The organism is Lysobacter sp. HA35, assembly GCF_054061195.1.
The window spans coordinates 1,904,671-1,920,512 of the sequence record NZ_JBSSDY010000001.1 but is presented as its reverse complement, the minus strand read 5'-3'; the positions used below and the strand labels follow the sequence as shown (position 1 = coordinate 1,920,512).

Genomic DNA, 15,842 nt, shown 5'->3' with positions numbered 1-15,842 from the left:
CAGGCATTGGCCGTTGCTTACTGCTGGGAAGCTCATGACTCGTAACGCACTGCTGGGAGCACTCACGTTCGCCTTGGTTGCATTTGGCATTCCGTGGATCGGCTGGCTATTCGTGCGCAACGAGGCGCTTAGCCTTTGGCTCTTCCCTTGCTTTGCAAGCATCGGCGGGTTCGCTGCGGCGTTTGCCGAAGGCGGACCTGCGGGACTTACAGCCTTTACGCGTCGCGTACTAGGGGCGATCGGCGCGCTCCGGTATGTGTTGGCCGCAGCGCTGATCCCCGTAGCGCTTGGCTTTAGCTATCTGTTCGTCACCGGCACGCCGTTCTCGAGTGTCGTCCTTTCGCCTGCGGCCGTGCTTGGCCTGTCCTTGGGCGCCGCGTTAGTCACCGGTCCGCTAGCGGAAGAGTTCGGTTGGCGCGGATATGTCCAGCCCGCCTTGCTCCGCGGCCTGGCGCCATTCTGGGCGGCGCTGGTGGTGGGCTTCATCTGGTGGATCTGGCACTTCGCGCTTTACCGTGACTCGCTGTTCGCAGCACCGGCGTCCGCGTTTCACTTCCTCGCTTACCTGGAAACGTGGTCCATCTTCGCCATGTTTCTTGTGCAGCGGACGCGCGGTTCCGTGTGGCCTTCCGTGATGCTGCATTGGGCAGCCAACACTCATCCGGATGTCCTTCGCGTGCTCATGCCGTCCGTTGATGGCGGTGCACTGCCGGGCGGCTCCAAGGGCTGGCTTTACTACCTTGCGGTCGCCTGCGCGTTTGCGCTCTTCAACCGGCGCTTCTTCTTTGTCAGACAGCCAAGAGCCGTCGTGCTGCATGCAACAGCTGACAATTCGTCCGAGCCGACACCGCTTCGCGACCCGGCCTAACTCAGGTGCTAGCGCCCATGGAAGGAATCAGCCACCTCACTTTTATCTGTCGTGATCTGGAGCAGATGGCGCGAGTTCTAGTCGAAGGTCTCGGGGCACGTGAGGTCTACGACAGCCAGTCGGAGCAGTTCTCGCTGTCTCGCGAGAAGTTCTTCCTGCTCGGTGGCGTGTGGCTGGCCGCGATGGAAGGCGAGCCGCCGCTGAGCCGTTCGTACCAGCACGTCGCATTCGCCGTCTCGGCATCAGACCTGCCGCAGTACAGGGCCCAGCTTGAGGCAGTTGGTGTCGAAATCCGGCCGTCGCGCCCACGAGTCGAAGGCGAGGGTGAGTCGTTGTACTTCTACGATTTCGACAACCACTTGTTCGAGCTGCACACCGGCACCCTGGCACAGCGACTCGCGCGCTACATGAGCTTGGGCGCTAGCGATGCGTGCCAATTGACGCCGCTTCGCGGCGCGGGTTAACTCAGGTGTTGGGCCACTGTTGGGAGCAGCAATGAACGTGCAGTCCGTTCGTGCAATCGCCTTGGCCTTGCCGGAAGTCACCGAGGCACCGCACTTCGATTACGGCTCGTTCCGGGTCAAAGGAAAGATCTTCGTTACCGTGCCGCCGGACGGGGAACACATCCACGTGTTCGTGGACGAGCAAGAACGCCTGTTGGCCATTGCGATGTACCCCGCTGCAGTGGAGGCATTGCACTGGGGCCAGAAGGTTCTCGGGGTCCGGATAAATCTCTCGCGTGCCACGCCCGAAGCCGTCGAGCATCTCGTACGGTCGGCCTGGCGCAACAAGGCGCCCAAGCGTCTCGCTGCGACGGCCACGTTGTCCGGTCCAGTGGTCTGACAATTCGTTCGCGGCCGCCGCTTTGCGGCGCTCAACTCGGGTGTTAGGTGCGCTCATGAACCATCAGCAGCGTGTGGATCTATACAAGCGGTACATGGTGGCGTCCGGCGCCGATCCAGACGCCGCGGCTCCGTACCTCTGGCAGTTGGCATGGGCGCGCGGCTGGGAGATTCCACCTCCACCTTTCATGAGCGTCCTCGCCTTGGCCGCGTTTGCCGCGATCGCCTATCCGGCGCTTGCGTTTTTTTTGTGGCTGCTCACCTTTGTCTATCCCAACCACCGTGTTCCGTTTGCCTATGCCGCGTGTGTCGCCGTTGGCATCGGCGTGTTCGGCGTCATCGGCACGCCCATCTACTTTCATCGCATGGCCAAGCAATACGGGCTGGGGCGTTGGTCAACGTTCGTAGGTGTGCGACAGCGCCCCTGACAATTCGTCCAAGCCGACGCCGCTTCCCGGGCGCGACTTAACTCGAGTGTTAGGCGCCAGGGAGAGATCATGGCAGTGAAGCGTATGGACAATGTTGGAATCGTGGTCGAGAACCTCGACAATGCGATCGAATTCTTCAAGGCGCTCGGCCTCACGCTCGAAGGCCGCATGCCCATCGAGGGCGAATGGTCCGGCCGCGTCACCGGGCTGCGAGGCCAGCGGGTCGAGATCGCCATGATGTGCACGCCCGACGGGCACAGCCGCATCGAACTGTCCCGTTTCGATCACCCGTCCATTGCGTCAGATCACCGCGCAGCACCCGTCAACGCACTTGGGTATCTGCGGGTGATGTTTACTGTCGAGAACGTCGACGAAACGCTGAAACGCCTCGCAAAGCTCGGGGCCGCAGTCGTCGATGAAGTCGTCAACTACGAAAACGCCTACCGCCTCTGCTATATCCGAGGCGTTGAAGGCATCCTTATCGGCCTCGCCGAAGAGCTCCAACAGAAGGGTCGGGTCTAAGAAGTTCGGCGAGCTACCGTGGCTGCGGGCCGCGCGGTCTGACAATTTATCCAGGTGGACGCCGCTTCTCGGCGCGGCTTGACTCAGGTATTCGCTGACATGAATCCAGCAAAGGTCGTGCGGGAAAAGGTCCGTCGCTTCACCGACCTGCCCAACATCGGGCCGGCGATGGCCAAGGACTTCGAGCTGCTCGGGTTTACGCAGCCTCAGCAGCTGGCGGGGGTCGATCCTCTCAAACTGTACGAATCGCTTCGCGTCGCAACCGGGTCGCGTCACGACCCGTGCGTACTCGACACCTTCATGTCCGTCACGCATTTTCTCGGCGGCGGCGAGCCGCAGCCTTGGTGGCATTTCACGGAGCAACGCAAGCACCAGTACGGCCATTTGGAGTTGGTCAGCGGAAAACCCTCGCTGTCAGTAAACAATTCGTCCAAGCCGACGAGGCGTCGCGGCGCGGTTTGACTCAGGTGTGAGCTGTCCAATGTACGGAGGTGATCTGATGGATCCGGTGCAAGAGCAGCTCGACGCCTACAACGCACGAGACCTCGAACGTTTCCTGGCGTGCTACGAGACTGACGTCGTGGTCGGTGGCGCGGATGGTGTCGCGATGATGAGTGGTATCGAGCAAATGCGCGCCGTGTATTCCGCCCTGTTTGCGAATAGTCCGAATCTCCGGGCCGAGCTGGGTGTGCGGTTCCAGGCCGGCCGCTACGTGGTGGACGAAGAGCGCGTTACGGGGCTGAACCTGCCGGGTCTGCCGGAGTCCATGCATGCCGCTGTCGCGTACCGTGTCGAATCCGGCAAGATCGTTCACGTTGTCGTTCTCGCCTGACGGCAGGCACAGCTAATAACTCGTCGAGTCCGCCCCGATTGATGGCGACCCAACTCCGGTGTTAGAGCTCGTAGGGAAATCAGCATGGCTCAATCTATTTTCATCAATCTTCCCGTGGAGAACCCCTCGCGCTCGCGGGACTTCTTTGTTGGGCTCGGCTTTGGAATCAACGAGCAATTCAGCAATGACCAGGCCGCTTGTGTGGTGGTGGCTGAGAACATCCTCGTAATGCTCCTTGCCAAGCCATTCTTCGCCGGCTTCACGGATCGACCGATAGCGGACGCACGGGCAACAACCGAGGTGTTGAACTGCCTGAGCTGCGAGAGCCGCGAGCGCGTCGATCAACTCGTAGCGCTTGCCGAGCAGCATGGCGGTCGGGCGTGCCGCACGGCAAAAGATCATGGCTTCATGTACGGGCACGGATTCGAGGACCCCGACGGGCATATCTGGGAGCTCGTGCATATGCGGCAACCGGCCGGTGAGCCCTAACGACACGTCAAAGCGCACGCCGCTTCGCGGTGTAACCCAGCTGTTTGGGTAGAACACGGAACGCCCGCTATTTACCGATAGTGGTCTTTGTCCTGCGCCTTCAGCGCAGCAGGCGCCTTTGGGTATCCAGCACCATCAGCACGCTGCACACCGCGCCACCGAGCAAGCCGACGGTGAGCGCGGTGGTGGCGGCATCGCCGGATCGCGCCAGTGCATTCGTCGGGATCAGCCACGGAAAGTACGGGCCGAGGTCCGAACCCGTCGCTGCGACGGCGACGAACGTGCCGCCGATGCCGAGCACCAGGGGCGGCACGAAACTGCGCCAGCGCAGCGCCGCCCAGAGTTGAAGCGCGATCAGGAACCAGGCGCTTATAAGCATCCGACTCAGCAGGCCAGCGAACGCGCGGAGATCGGGAGAGCCTGCGAGTGATCGCCCCGGTGTGAGCGCGTCAGCCAGCAGGCCGCTTATGGGTGCAAGCACACCCAGTGCAAACGTCATCGCCGCACACAGCAACAGCGCGACGAAGAGCTTGGCGAGCAGCACCGACGCCCGCGGCACGGGCAGGGCGAGCAGGTGATTCCAGAAACGCGGCCCGTGCTCCATCTGTGCGATCAGCGCGGTGAGCGCGGTCACCGACATGGGCAGCATGAAGAAACCCCACGTCGCTGCATTGCCGGTGAGGTACATCGACCACGCCAAGTCCTTTCCACCCTGGCGATTGAAGATGACGGCCATCAGGACCGCGACGAACAGCGGCGCCGCTGCGCACAGCAGAAGGGCGAGGGAGCGTCGGAGTTTGGCGAACTCGACGACGATGCAATTCAGAAGCGACAGGTCAGGCATGGGTGGCGACCGGTGCGAGCGTGAGTTCATGGAACATGTCCTCGAGGCAGGCCGTGCTGGCACTGAGGCCGTGCACGGGAATGTCGTGACGGACCAGCAACGCATTCAGCGTCGCGAGTTCGGCCGCCTGAGCGGATCCACGCACGAGCACGCGACCGCCGTCGACACGTACATCGAGTCCTGTGTCATGAAGCAGTTCACAGGCGGCGTCCGGTCGGTCGGTCTGGATCTCGATGCGCGCGCCATGACGCCGGCGCAGGTCGTCGGTGCCCTGAAGAACGAGCGCACCGCGATCCATCAGTCCAACGTGCGTCGCGATCTGGTCGATCTCGCTGAGCGCATGGCTGGACACGAAGACGGTCATGCCTTCGCGCTCGGGCAGCTCGCGAAGCAACTGGCGCATGTCGCGCACGCCGTGTGGATCGAGCCCGTTGGTGGGTTCATCCAGAACGAGCAATCTTGGACTCCCAAGCAGCGCGCGCGCCACGCCAAGCCGTTGGCGCATCCCGAGGGAGTAGGCGCCAACGCGACGGCCGGCGTCGCCCGAGAGCGAGACGATGCCGAGCACGCGGTCGATCGCACTGCGCGGGGCGCCCAGCAAGCGCGCGGTGATCGCGAGGTTCTCGCGGCCGGTCAGGTGGTCGTAATGGCACGGCGTTTCGACCATCGAGCCCGTCAGGCGCGCGGCCTGCAGGCGCTCGCGATGGACGTCGTAGCCAAGCACGGAGACAGTGCCGGCCGTGGGGCGAAGCAGCCCGAGGATCATCCGGATGGACGTGGTTTTGCCCGCCCCGTTGGGGCCGAGGAATCCGTAGACCGCGCCGGCGGGCACGTCGAGATCGAGGTCCCGAACCGCGTCGACGCCGCGAAAACGGCAGCCGAGGCTTCGGGAGTGGATGGCGGCTGTCACGCGAGGCCTACCGGGCGTAGAATTTAAGTTAGAGCTAAATATATTTAAGTAGGACTTAAGGTCAATGAGCAGCAAAGACCTCGCGCGGCTCCAACAACACAGCCGCTGGCTCAGTGCGGTGGCCGGCCTGATGTTCCTGGGGCTGGCGGCCCTGGTCGTCCTGCCGACCCTGGCGGTGGTCCAACGCAACGACCTCACGCTCGATGAAGTGCTGGGGCCGGGCCTCTGGATGCAGTGGCTGCCGACGATGCCGTATCTGGTCGCCATCCTCGCGATCCGTCGAGGCTTCGCGGTGTTCGCCCGCGGCGGTGCGGTCGGTGCGGCAATGGGCGTGGCGTGTCGGCGCGCGGGGTGGGCCTTGGCAATCGGCGCGGGCTTGAGCGCCTTCGGCGTGCCAATGCTGGTGCGAGCGATGGACACGCATTCGCGGACGCTGATGAACTTCGACCCGGCCTACGTTGCGATCGGCGTCGTCGGGCTCGCGCTGGTGCTGCTGGGCGGTCTCCTGGATCGAGCGTCGTCAGCCGAAGCACGCGTGCGATCGCTCGAGCACGAGTTGCAGGAGTTCGTCTGATGCCTGTCGGTGTGACGTTGGATGCCGTGCTCGCCGCGCGACGGATGACGGCCAAGGAGCTGGCGCGGCGCGTCGGGCTGAGCGAGACGCAGTTATCGATGCTGCGGACCGGAAAGGTTCGCGGCATGCGTTTTTCGACCATGGCAGCGCTGTGCGCCGTTCTCGACTGCCAGCCCGGCGAGTTGCTGTCGTATACGTTCGATGCGTCCGATGTTGGTGGTCCCGCGGATGATGGAGATCAGCCGTAGTGACCTAAGCCGTTCGAGTGCTATCGCCCGTTGCGCATCGCGCATCGCGCATCGCGCAGCGGCACGCGGTGAAGCGAGTGTTGCGTCCGACCCAGGCAATCTTGCACCGCCGCTTGCGCTGCGCGATCGACTCCGCAGCGATTCGACGACCTTTTTTTTTCACGCCAGTTGCGAAAACACCGATGTCCCGCGGACAGCAAAGGTGCGACGCGTCTCGTTCGGAGCGGATGCAGCGCGCGATTCACCGTCGCCGCGCACGCAGCGCGACGCCTCGTCACTTCGCGCTACCCGCAAGAGCGCACAATGCACGACGATTGAATCGGTAACCCGCGTGCAAGCATCGGATAGAGAACAGCAGCTGTCGTACATGCTGGAAAATGGCAACAGCCGCGACGCGCTGGTGTTGCTGAACTGGCAGTCGGAGTTCCGCTTCACGGCGCTGTTCCGTTTCGACGGCGAATGGCTCCGACAGGTCGAGTTGTACGACCGGCTCAATCCCGCGGGAACCGAGCCGTCCGATATACCGATTCTCGCGTCGTACTGCCTGTTCGTTCGCGACACGGGCAAGCCCGTCGAGATCTACGATTCGTACGTCGACGAGCGCGTGCAGGCGCATCCGAAACGACCCGTCGTGCGTTCGTACTGCAGCGCGCCCTTGGTCGACATCGAAGGGCGCGCGATCGGCACGGTCTGCCATTTCGATCCGGACATCCGTCCGATTACGCCGCAGACCGTCGACGCACTCGCGATGTTCGCGCGTCTCATCCAGGACAACCCTGATGCGATGGCCGGGCTGATGGCGTCCGCAGGTTGCGCGTAATCGCTGCCGGGTGGCCGCTCGCTGACGCAGTTACGGCGCATATAAACCGACGCGCGCGTGTCCGCTTCTGCCCACCGATGTGTACTAACGAGCCGGTGAACCCACGCCGATCGCAGTGGCGATGCGTTCCGCCCTCCGCGGAACTCCTGGTGCGGCAAATCGGATAAGTCCGCGGCCGTCACGTGACCGGTTTCAGATTCGGCGGCCCCGGCCGATAATCCGCTCAGCGGGCCAGTGCCCGGCCGCACGACCGGCGCTCCATGAGCGAGCGGCCGGGTCGTCCAGATTCGAAAAACAGGGGAAATCGATGAAGTTGAAGGCGAAAGCGGCCATCGGGCCGCTGGGGCGCGGCATTGCCGTGGCCTTGGGTCTTGCGTTGGCAGCGCCCGCATGGGCGCAGCTTGTTCCGCCCGGTGCGGTCGGTCGTACCCCGCAGGACGTGGACCCGGCCAAGCGCACGCCCGCCCTGCCGCCTGCGCTCATCGATCCCGGTACGTTCGCCGTCGCCGGTGCTTGCCCCTTCACCGGCAAGGGCACGATCACCCTGACGCGCATCGACGTGAGCGGTGCAACGCTCGTGTCGCGCGAGGCGATCGATCGTGCGGTCGCCGACCTGCTCGGCCACCCGGCCGACACTGCGGTGTTGTGCGCGGCGCGCGATCGCGTCGCTTCGGTGTATGCACGAGATGGCGAAGCACTGGCCGCGGTCGACATCCCGGAACAGAGCATGACGGATGGCGTGCTCAGACTGCAGGTGATCGAAGGGCGCATTCGCAGCGTCGTACTCGAGAACGAGGAAGCGCTCGGTCCGTCCGCCGCGCTCGCACGTGCGTATCTCGAAGCGCTCAAAACTAATGCGGCGACGCACTGGTCCGATGTGGAGCGTGCGTTCCTTCTGGTTCGCGACATTCCCGGCGCGGACGTGCGCTTTGCGCTACGCCGAGCCGCGGACGGAAGCAACGATGGACTTGAGATCGTTGCAACGGCGATGCCGCGGCGCACATTCGACATCGGCGTCGGCGCCGACAATCTGGGGTCCGACGAGCTCGGTCGCGAGAGCCTGTCGTTGCGTCTCGACGCCAACAGCCTGACGCGCTTCGGCGACCGCACGAGCCTGGTGCTGTTCTCGAGCCTCGGCGGCGAGCAGAAGGTCGTGCAGTTGCTCGAGGAAGTGCGCTTGGGCACTACGGGTTGGATGCTCGTGGGCGACTACGCGGACGGCCGTTCGCGACCCGGCGGGGCACTCGAGCCGCTCGAACTCGAAGGCCGTTCGCGCGTCGCACGACTCGGTGTTCGTCATTCCATGATCAAGACGCGCGCGCTGTCGCTCGATAGCGGCGTGCGCATGGAAGCGATCAACCAGACCAACGATCTGGGTTTCCTCCGTGCGCTGGGCTACGACGCCATTCCCTTGTCGGACGAGAAACTCCGCGTTCTCGCATTGGATGTGGCGGCACGCTGGCAGAACCCTGTGCGCGGCCTTGGCGCGACCGCCAGCTTCGAAGTGCGCAAGGGTCTAGGCATCTGGGGCGCGACCGAGGCCGGCGACCCGCTGCTATCGCGTGCCGAGGCACGTCCTGACTTCATATCCGCCCGCGTCGGGTTCGGGGCGCGCTGGTCGGTCAACGCGGGCGCGACGGCATCACCGTTCCTCGGATTCAATGGCGCAGGCCAGTGGTCGAATGCCCCCTTGCCGACGTACGAGGAGTTTCAGGTCGGCAACTACACCGTCGGCCGCGGGTTCGACCCGGGTTCGGCGTCGGGCGACAGCGCCGTGGGCGGACAGTTCGAAGCGGGTTGGGATTTCCGCAGCGCCACCACATCGACGAGCGTCTTCGCATTCACGGACGTGGCGCGCCTTTGGAACCGCGATACCGCGTCCGAAGCCGCGACGCTGCGCTCGGTCGGGCTCGGCGCACGTGCGTACACGCGTTACGGGCAGTTCGCACTGATGTGGGCGGTGCCGCAGACCGGCGCGTTCCCGGGCGGCCCCGAGCCCGACGCACGCGTGCTGTTCACGTTCCACCACACCTTCTCGATCCACTGAGGACGACGACCATGACTTCTTCCAATTCGCATAGCGGGCTGCGCGTCGCCGTCCTTTTCGCTGCCATGGCGCAGGTGCTGTGGCCGGCGCAGGCCGCTGCGCAGACCGCGCTGCCGGTGGCGACCCCTGCGGGAACAATCAGCAGCAGTGCGATCCCGTCCGGGACCGGGCCCACGGTTACCACGTCCGCCAACACGACGACGCTGACGATGGGGAGCCCGCGGACGATCCTCAACTGGAACAGCTTCGACGTCGGCACAGGCCAGACGGTCAACGTGGTTTTCGGCGGTTCGAGCGATCTCCTGGTCAATCGCGTGGTCGGTGGCACCTTCAGTTCGATCGACGGCAATGTCGCGAGTTACGTCGGCTCGGTCGGCGGGACAAAGGGTGGCAGCGTGTGGCTGCTAAACCCGAACGGCATCGCTGTCGGCAGCACCGGCAGATTCGACGTGGGCAGTCTGCTGCTGTCGACGGCGGGCGTCACAGATGCGGACATCCTCGACGGGAACACGACGTTCGCGCTTTCGGGTAGTGGCAGCACGGGAATCTCGATCGCGCAGGGCGCCCAGCTGAAGGCCAACACGGGCGGCATCTTCGTGCAGGGCAACATCGTCAACTCGAACGGCAGTTTCGTTTCTTCGGGCACGAATGCATTGATCGGTTCGGGCGGCATGACCGTTACCTTCGACGCGAACCTCAGCGCGATCACCACACTGGATCTCGGCGCGGGCAGCAGCCAGGCAAATGCGGTGACGGTGGGTAACGGCGCGGCGTTCACCGGTGCGCGCAATCTGATCACTGCGGCCGGCATGACGAACGCGCAGGGCAACGTGCTGCTCGCCAATCCGGGCGGCGCGAACGACATCCGCTTCAACGCGGGCAGCGTCGAGCTCGTGTCGCGCAATGCGAACGTCACTGCACAAGGTGTGTTCACCGCGCCAGGCGATCTGACGATCAGCGCAGGCGAGATGATCTCCGGCAATGGTGGGCCGACAGTCGGCGGTAATTACTCGGTCACCGCGAAGGACTTCAGTGGCGGCGTTTTCCAGCCGATCTTCGTCGGCACGACCAACAGCTTCTCGATCACTGACACCGAAGGCGGGATAAGCGTTGCCGGCGCGTTTCTACATGCTCCCGGCGACCTGAGCATTACGACCACGAACGGTGGCCCGTTGAGTGTGACGAATTTTGGCGGCGTGCCGCTCTCGTCCGACAACGGCAATGTGGTCCTGAATGCCAGCGGCGGCATCGACCTCAGCGGCAATGTGTCGACCTCCGCCGGTCATTTCGTCCAGCTCAACTCGGGCGATTCGATCACGCAGAGCGGCGGCGTGATCACGACAACCAACCTGTTCGCATCCAGCAACAACAGCATCACGCTGGGCGGTAACAACAGCTGGACATCGGCGTCGCTGATGAATTCGGTGTCCGGCAACATCCTTGCGACGTCGGTCAGCAATTGGTCTTTGGGTAGCGGCTCCACTAGTCGCGGCTCGATGACGCTGGTCGGTCCTACGGTCGCGCTCGCGGGCAGCGTGAGTGCCATCGGCAACGTCGCGGTACAAGGCAACGCGTTGCTTACGGGCGACACGTCGGTCTTGTCGGCCGGCGGCAGCGTCACGTTCAGCGGTACGCTCAACAGCGGAGTGGCTCCGTACGACCTGTCGGTCACGTCCGCCACGGGCACTACGTTTGCAGACAACGTCGGCGCGACGCAGGCGCTCGACGCGCTGACCGTGAATGGAGCGAGCACTTTCAATGGCACGTCGCTCAGCACGGTAGGCGCGGTCGACCTCGACGCGGTCGCGCTCGGCGGCCCCACCTCGTTCACGGTGAATGCCGGTGGCGCGTTCAATGCGGCGTCCATCGCGTCTCCCAGTTCATCCGTGACCATCAATGCGAACGGCATCCAGATCGGGTCGCTGGTGGCAGGCGACTACCACGGCGGCGTCTTCAGGTCGGCCTTCCTGCGTGGCGGCACGGGCGGCGTCCAGCTCGGCAGCGGCTATGCAATGGCGTTCGACGTCACGGGCGCGGGCAGCTTCGGCGTCAGCGGCGCGCTCGACACGATCCGCCTCAGTGGCGCCGTGGGGGGCAGTGCCACGCTCTCCGGCGACAACTACATCAATTCGATCGGTCCCTTCAGTTCGAACGGACTCGTTCTTCGCGACCTAACCTCCCTCACCGTCGACAATGTCGTCGATGCAGGAGCGGGTGACGCGCGCATCGAAGTCGTCGGTGATTCGCTGCAGATCAATTCAGGCGGCCAGATCCGCGGTCACGACGTTGCGGTGTCCTCGACGCAGTTCTTCAACCAGTCCGGCACCGATGGCATCGTCGCGACCGGCCACTGGGTGATCTACCAGCAATACCCATTCAACGGCGCGACCGACTACGACGGTCTGGACAGTGGGCAGAACGCGATTTGGGGCCAAACGATCAGCACGCTGGCGCCGGGTTCCATCGCCGGTAACCGCTACGTCTTTGCGTACCACCCGAACCTGACGTTCACGACGATCGACACGACGAAAACGTACGGCACCGACCTCACGGGCTCGGCCGGTAGCTTCTACACGGTGACAGGCTTTCCTGCCCGGCGTTACGGGTGCGTACCTCGGCGACACCGCGGCCACTGCGTTTACGGGTGCGCCGACGGTGACATCGAGCGGCTTCGGTACGCATGCCGGCGTTGCCGGCGGGCCGTATGCGATCAACATCGCAAGCGGCTCCGTCGTCGGCACCAACGGATACAACATGTTCTTCAACGGCGCCGGAAAGGTCACCGTCGACCCCAAGGCACTGACCGGAACACCGACCGCGACCACCAAGACCTACGACGGAACTGCAAACGGCAACGGCAGCATCGGCTTGGCCGGCATCGTCGCGGGCGATACGGTCGGCGCGACCGGCACCTTCACCTTCGTCGACAAGAACGCGGGTGTCGGCAAGACGGTAAACCTGACCGGCGCGACGCTGACAGGCGCCGATGCCGGCAACTACACACTCAGCGTGCCGGCCACGACCGTGGGTGACATCCTGCAGAAGGCGATCAGCGGCACCGGTACGGTCACCACCAAAGCCTACGACGGCAGCGCGAACGGCAGCGGCACGATCACGCTTTCTGGCGTGGTCGCGGGCGACACGGTCGGTGCCGCGGGAACGTTCACCTTCGCCGACAAGAACGCCGGTACCGGCAAGTCGGTAACGTTGTCGGGCGTGTCGCTTACGGGCACCGACGCTGGCAACTACACGCTCACCGTTCCGTCGTCGCTACTGGGCGACATCCTGCAGAAGGCCATCTCGGGCACTGTCACCGTCAACACCAAGACGTACGACGGCAATGTCGCGGGCACGGGTGCGGTGACGCTCGGCGGCGTGGTCGCGGGTGACGACGTCGCCGCGACTGCAACCCTCACGTTCAACGACAAGAACGCGGGCACGGGCAAGACCGCCACAGTGTCCGGCGCGTCGCTGTCGGGCGCGGATGCCGGCAACTACTCCATCACGCTGCCGGCCAGCGCGCTCGGCGACATCCTTCGTAAGGCAATCACCGGCACGCCGGTCGTCACCACCAAGACCTACGACGGCACGACCGCTGCGACTGGAACGATCGGCCTCAACGGTGCAGTCGCAGGCGACGATGTCGGCGCGACCGGCACGTTCGTTTACGCGGACAAGAATGCGGGCACCGGCAAGAACGTGACGGTATCCGGCGCCGCGCTCAATGGCGCGGATGCAAACAACTACACGCTGAGCGTTCCGGCGAGCGTCCTCGGCGACATTCTGCAGAAAGTGATCAGCGGCACCGCGGTGGTCACCACCAAGACGTACGACGGGACCGCCAGCGGCAGCGGCACCGTCGCACTGGCTGGCGTGGTCGGTGGCGACGACGTCGGTGCGTCGGCGTCGTTCACCTTTGCAGACAAAAACGCGGGCACAGGCAAGACCGTGACGGTCAACGGTGTCTCGCTTAGCGGTGCGGACGCAGGCAACTATGTCGTCAACGTGCCCGCTTCCGCTCTTGGCGACATCTTGCGCAAAGCCATCACCGGCACGGTCACCGTCAATACCAAGACTTACGACGGTACGACCGCCGCAACGGGGACTTTCGGACTCACCGGTGCCATTGCAGGCGACGATGTCGCAGCTGCTGGCGGCACGCTGGCGTTCGCCGACAAGAATGCGGGCAGCGGCAAGACGGTCTCCGTCTCGGGCGTCACGTTGAGCGGTGCCGACGCGGGCAACTACACGCTGGCGACCCCAAGCAGCGCCACCGGCGACATCACTCGCAAGGCCGTCACCGGCACGACAACGGTCAATACCAAGACCTACGACGGCAACACGTCCGGCAGCGGATCCATCGCGGTCAGTGGTGTGGTCGCCGGCGATACCGTGACGGCAGGCGGCACCTTCGCGTTTGCCGACAAGAATGCGGGCACCGGCAAGCTCGTCACGGTGTCCGGCGTCACGTTGAACGGCGCGGACGCGGGCAACTACACGATCAGCGTGCCGGCCGCAGCGATCGGCGACATCCTGCGCAAGTCGATCACGGGCACCGCGACGGTCAACAACAAGACCTACGACGGCAGCCGAGCGGGCACCGGTTCGATCGCGCTTAACGGCGTGTTGACCGGCGACAACGTGAGTGCGAACGGCACCTACACGTTCAATGACGCGAACGCAGGCAACGGGAAGTCGGTCGTCGTCGGCGGCGTCAGCCTCGCCGGTGCGGACGCCGGCAACTACACGGTCGTCGTTTCCGGCGCGACGGTTGCAGACATTCTCCGTCGCGCGATCACCGTTACGGCGAATGTGAGCCTCAAGCCGATGGGAAGCACCGACCCGACGTTGACCTACTCGGTGACGCAGGGTTCGCTCGTTGCGGGCGACACGCTCAACGGTGCGCTTTCGCGAAGCGGTGGCGAGTTGCCGGGCCAGTACTCGATCGGCCGCGGCACGCTCGACGCCTCCGCGAACTACCAGCTGACGTTCGTCGGTTCCACGCTCACCATCGTGCCGGCGCGCATCGCGGTCGAAGGTGCGGGTGTCGCCGAGGTCGCCCAGGCTGTTCGCTTCCTCAACGATGGTCATGACGCGGCCAACGAGCAGACCGCGCCCCTCACGATCGTCGACGAGCGCGCGAAGTGTCAGGCAGGCGATGATCGTTCGGCGGCCTGTAAGGCAGGCCGACCGCACTGACGTCTTCGTGTCTGAGTATGCAAAAAGCCCCGCGCGAGCGGGGCTTTTTGTTGCACCGGAAGGCTCCGCCCGACTCGCGAGACGAATTCGCGGCGCGCCGCGGAGAATCGCCTGATCGCGGCATTCGTTTTTCGCCACTGCGGACACAATCTAGGCACGACCGCGCAACTGCCCGCTTCCCACCCAAGGCGGTCAACGGTCAGCACGGCAGCCGGACGTGGCCTGGTCGCTGCTGCGACTGATCAAGTCGTGCCGGCCGATGGTGCTGTAGCTCGCGAATAGCACGGAAACGGATCGACCGGGTGCAGACGGTCGTCAGCCAGATGAAGACGCGGGTCCGGTATTCGTCACGACTTGCGCCCCCGAAATGAGTTGGCTGCCGTGCGACCGATCACTCGATCACAGTTTCGAAGCCGGCGCAGCAGGGAGAGCGGGATGAGATACGCCTTGCCCCGTTCAACAGCTTGCGACGCGAACACCATAGCGACTGCGGCGCCGACAATCCCGCAAACAAGCTAGCAGGCGACATGTCGACGAGCATCGCGCCGAAGCGGCGACGTTGCCCCGTCGGGCGCTCGGGCGCGACCACACTGAATCCGTTTAACGAGCGCTGACGTCGGCCCCGCAGTTTGACGCTGTACTCACACCGTCCCTTCGTACCGTCGCTGCATGGGGGACGCGACGGTGCACGACTTCTTCGATTGCCGGGCGGCAGCGGAGCTGCTGACGTATGACGTCATGCGGGTCGTGCGCACGATGCAACTGGACGCGACCCGGCTCGCGCGCGTGATCGGTTCCGACGAGCTGCACGCGAATGCTGTTTTGTCGGGCCAGGCGCTCGTGCAGCCGGGCTCGCCGATCGGGCAGCGCTGCATCCGCCTCGTGCGTCTGCATCGCGCATTGGGCGACGCATTCGGCAGCACCGATGCGGTGGCTGCATTTCTCAACCGCGCCGATCCCGACGACGGCGTGGTTCCGGCGTTGATCCTCGAGCAGTCGGACGGTATCGAACGGGTGTTCGCTCGTCTGACGTGCACGGGCGCGGATGAGTGGCGACCTGCGCTGTACGCGTCTCTTGGCGCGATGTCGGCGTAGCGGGCCACGCGACTGGCTGGCGTCGCCCGTCGGACTGCGAAGATCCGCGCAACGAGTATCCATGTCGATCGCAGCGGCGCGCTGCAGTGCTCCGTGGGGTCGGCGTTTGCGGACGTCGTGGTTG

Annotated in this window: 16 protein-coding genes and 1 pseudogene; 15 read left to right on the top strand and 2 right to left on the bottom strand. The window is 64.5% G+C overall.

Features of this window, described 5'->3' with window-relative positions; all coding sequences use genetic code 11:
- Window positions 1-34 precede the first annotated feature (34 nt).
- The 8 genes from ACVWZN_RS09445 to ACVWZN_RS09410 all read left to right on the top strand — a co-directional run bounded on the left by ACVWZN_RS09445 (window position 35) and on the right by ACVWZN_RS09410 (window position 3,981).
- Complete coding sequence (locus ACVWZN_RS09445; protein ID WP_456953587.1) at window positions 35-868, top strand: CPBP family intramembrane glutamic endopeptidase; 834 nt, start codon at window positions 35-37, stop codon at window positions 866-868.
- Window positions 869-885: 17 nt separating this feature from the next.
- Complete coding sequence (gene fosX, locus ACVWZN_RS09440) at window positions 886-1,332, top strand: FosX/FosE/FosI family fosfomycin resistance hydrolase (RefSeq protein WP_456953586.1); 447 nt, start codon at window positions 886-888, stop codon at window positions 1,330-1,332.
- Between the two features lie 31 nt (window positions 1,333-1,363).
- The gene (locus ACVWZN_RS09435; protein ID WP_456953585.1) at window positions 1,364-1,711 is read left to right on the top strand and encodes an MmcQ/YjbR family DNA-binding protein; all 348 of its coding nucleotides are present in this window, start codon (window positions 1,364-1,366) and stop codon (window positions 1,709-1,711) included.
- A gap of 55 nt (window positions 1,712-1,766) precedes the next feature.
- Window positions 1,767-2,138 carry a DUF6404 family protein gene (locus tag ACVWZN_RS09430; protein ID WP_456953584.1) on the top strand — a complete coding sequence of 124 codons (372 nt, stop codon included), beginning with the start codon at window positions 1,767-1,769 and terminating at the stop codon, window positions 2,136-2,138.
- 69 nt (window positions 2,139-2,207) lie between these two features.
- Complete coding sequence (locus ACVWZN_RS09425) at window positions 2,208-2,660, top strand: VOC family protein (RefSeq protein WP_456953583.1); 453 nt, start codon at window positions 2,208-2,210, stop codon at window positions 2,658-2,660.
- Between the two features lie 99 nt (window positions 2,661-2,759).
- A complete protein-coding gene (locus tag ACVWZN_RS09420) occupies window positions 2,760-3,122 on the top strand; it encodes a helix-hairpin-helix domain-containing protein (RefSeq protein ID WP_456953582.1) in 363 nt (120 codons plus the stop codon).
- Window positions 3,123-3,159: 37 nt separating this feature from the next.
- Window positions 3,160-3,492, top strand: a complete 333-nt coding sequence (locus tag ACVWZN_RS09415) for a nuclear transport factor 2 family protein (RefSeq protein WP_456953581.1) — start codon at window positions 3,160-3,162, stop codon at window positions 3,490-3,492.
- Between the two features lie 84 nt (window positions 3,493-3,576).
- Window positions 3,577-3,981 (top strand): VOC family protein, encoded by a 405-nt coding sequence (locus ACVWZN_RS09410; RefSeq protein ID WP_456953580.1) that lies wholly within the window; start codon window positions 3,577-3,579, stop codon window positions 3,979-3,981.
- 100 nt (window positions 3,982-4,081) lie between these two features.
- On the opposite strand, the gene ACVWZN_RS09405 is transcribed toward ACVWZN_RS09410, so the two are convergent.
- A complete protein-coding gene (locus ACVWZN_RS09405) occupies window positions 4,082-4,825 on the bottom strand; it encodes an ABC transporter permease (RefSeq protein WP_456953579.1) in 744 nt (247 codons plus the stop codon).
- Window positions 4,818-5,735 (bottom strand): ABC transporter ATP-binding protein, encoded by a 918-nt coding sequence (locus ACVWZN_RS09400; protein ID WP_456953578.1) that lies wholly within the window; start codon window positions 5,733-5,735, stop codon window positions 4,818-4,820. The genes ACVWZN_RS09405 and ACVWZN_RS09400 overlap by 8 nt, the downstream gene beginning before the upstream one ends.
- A 118-nt stretch (window positions 5,736-5,853) precedes the next feature.
- Here ACVWZN_RS09400 and ACVWZN_RS09395 point away from each other — a divergent pair, with 118 nt between their 5' ends.
- The 7 genes and pseudogenes from ACVWZN_RS09395 (at window position 5,854) to ACVWZN_RS09365 (ending at window position 15,718) form a co-directional block, all read left to right on the top strand.
- Window positions 5,854-6,309 (top strand): hypothetical protein, encoded by a 456-nt coding sequence (locus ACVWZN_RS09395; protein ID WP_456953577.1) that lies wholly within the window; start codon window positions 5,854-5,856, stop codon window positions 6,307-6,309.
- On the top strand, window positions 6,309-6,557 hold the full coding sequence (locus ACVWZN_RS09390) for a helix-turn-helix domain-containing protein (protein WP_456953576.1): 249 nt from the start codon (window positions 6,309-6,311) through the stop codon (window positions 6,555-6,557). Before ACVWZN_RS09395 ends, ACVWZN_RS09390 begins: the two co-directional genes overlap by 1 nt.
- A gap of 331 nt (window positions 6,558-6,888) precedes the next feature.
- Window positions 6,889-7,377 (top strand): GAF domain-containing protein, encoded by a 489-nt coding sequence (locus ACVWZN_RS09385; RefSeq protein ID WP_456953575.1) that lies wholly within the window; start codon window positions 6,889-6,891, stop codon window positions 7,375-7,377.
- 307 nt (window positions 7,378-7,684) lie between these two features.
- Window positions 7,685-9,424 carry a ShlB/FhaC/HecB family hemolysin secretion/activation protein gene (locus ACVWZN_RS09380; protein WP_456953574.1) on the top strand — a complete coding sequence of 580 codons (1,740 nt, stop codon included), beginning with the start codon at window positions 7,685-7,687 and terminating at the stop codon, window positions 9,422-9,424.
- 11 nt (window positions 9,425-9,435) lie between these two features.
- A pseudogene (locus ACVWZN_RS09375) lies at window positions 9,436-10,341 on the top strand (two-partner secretion domain-containing protein); the annotation flags it as partial.
- A gap of 1,837 nt (window positions 10,342-12,178) precedes the next feature.
- On the top strand, window positions 12,179-14,623 hold the full coding sequence (locus ACVWZN_RS09370; protein ID WP_456953573.1) for a beta strand repeat-containing protein: 2,445 nt from the start codon (window positions 12,179-12,181) through the stop codon (window positions 14,621-14,623).
- 669 nt (window positions 14,624-15,292) lie between these two features.
- Window positions 15,293-15,718 carry a hypothetical protein gene (locus tag ACVWZN_RS09365; RefSeq protein WP_456953572.1) on the top strand — a complete coding sequence of 142 codons (426 nt, stop codon included), beginning with the start codon at window positions 15,293-15,295 and terminating at the stop codon, window positions 15,716-15,718.
- Window positions 15,719-15,842: the final 124 nt, after the last annotated feature.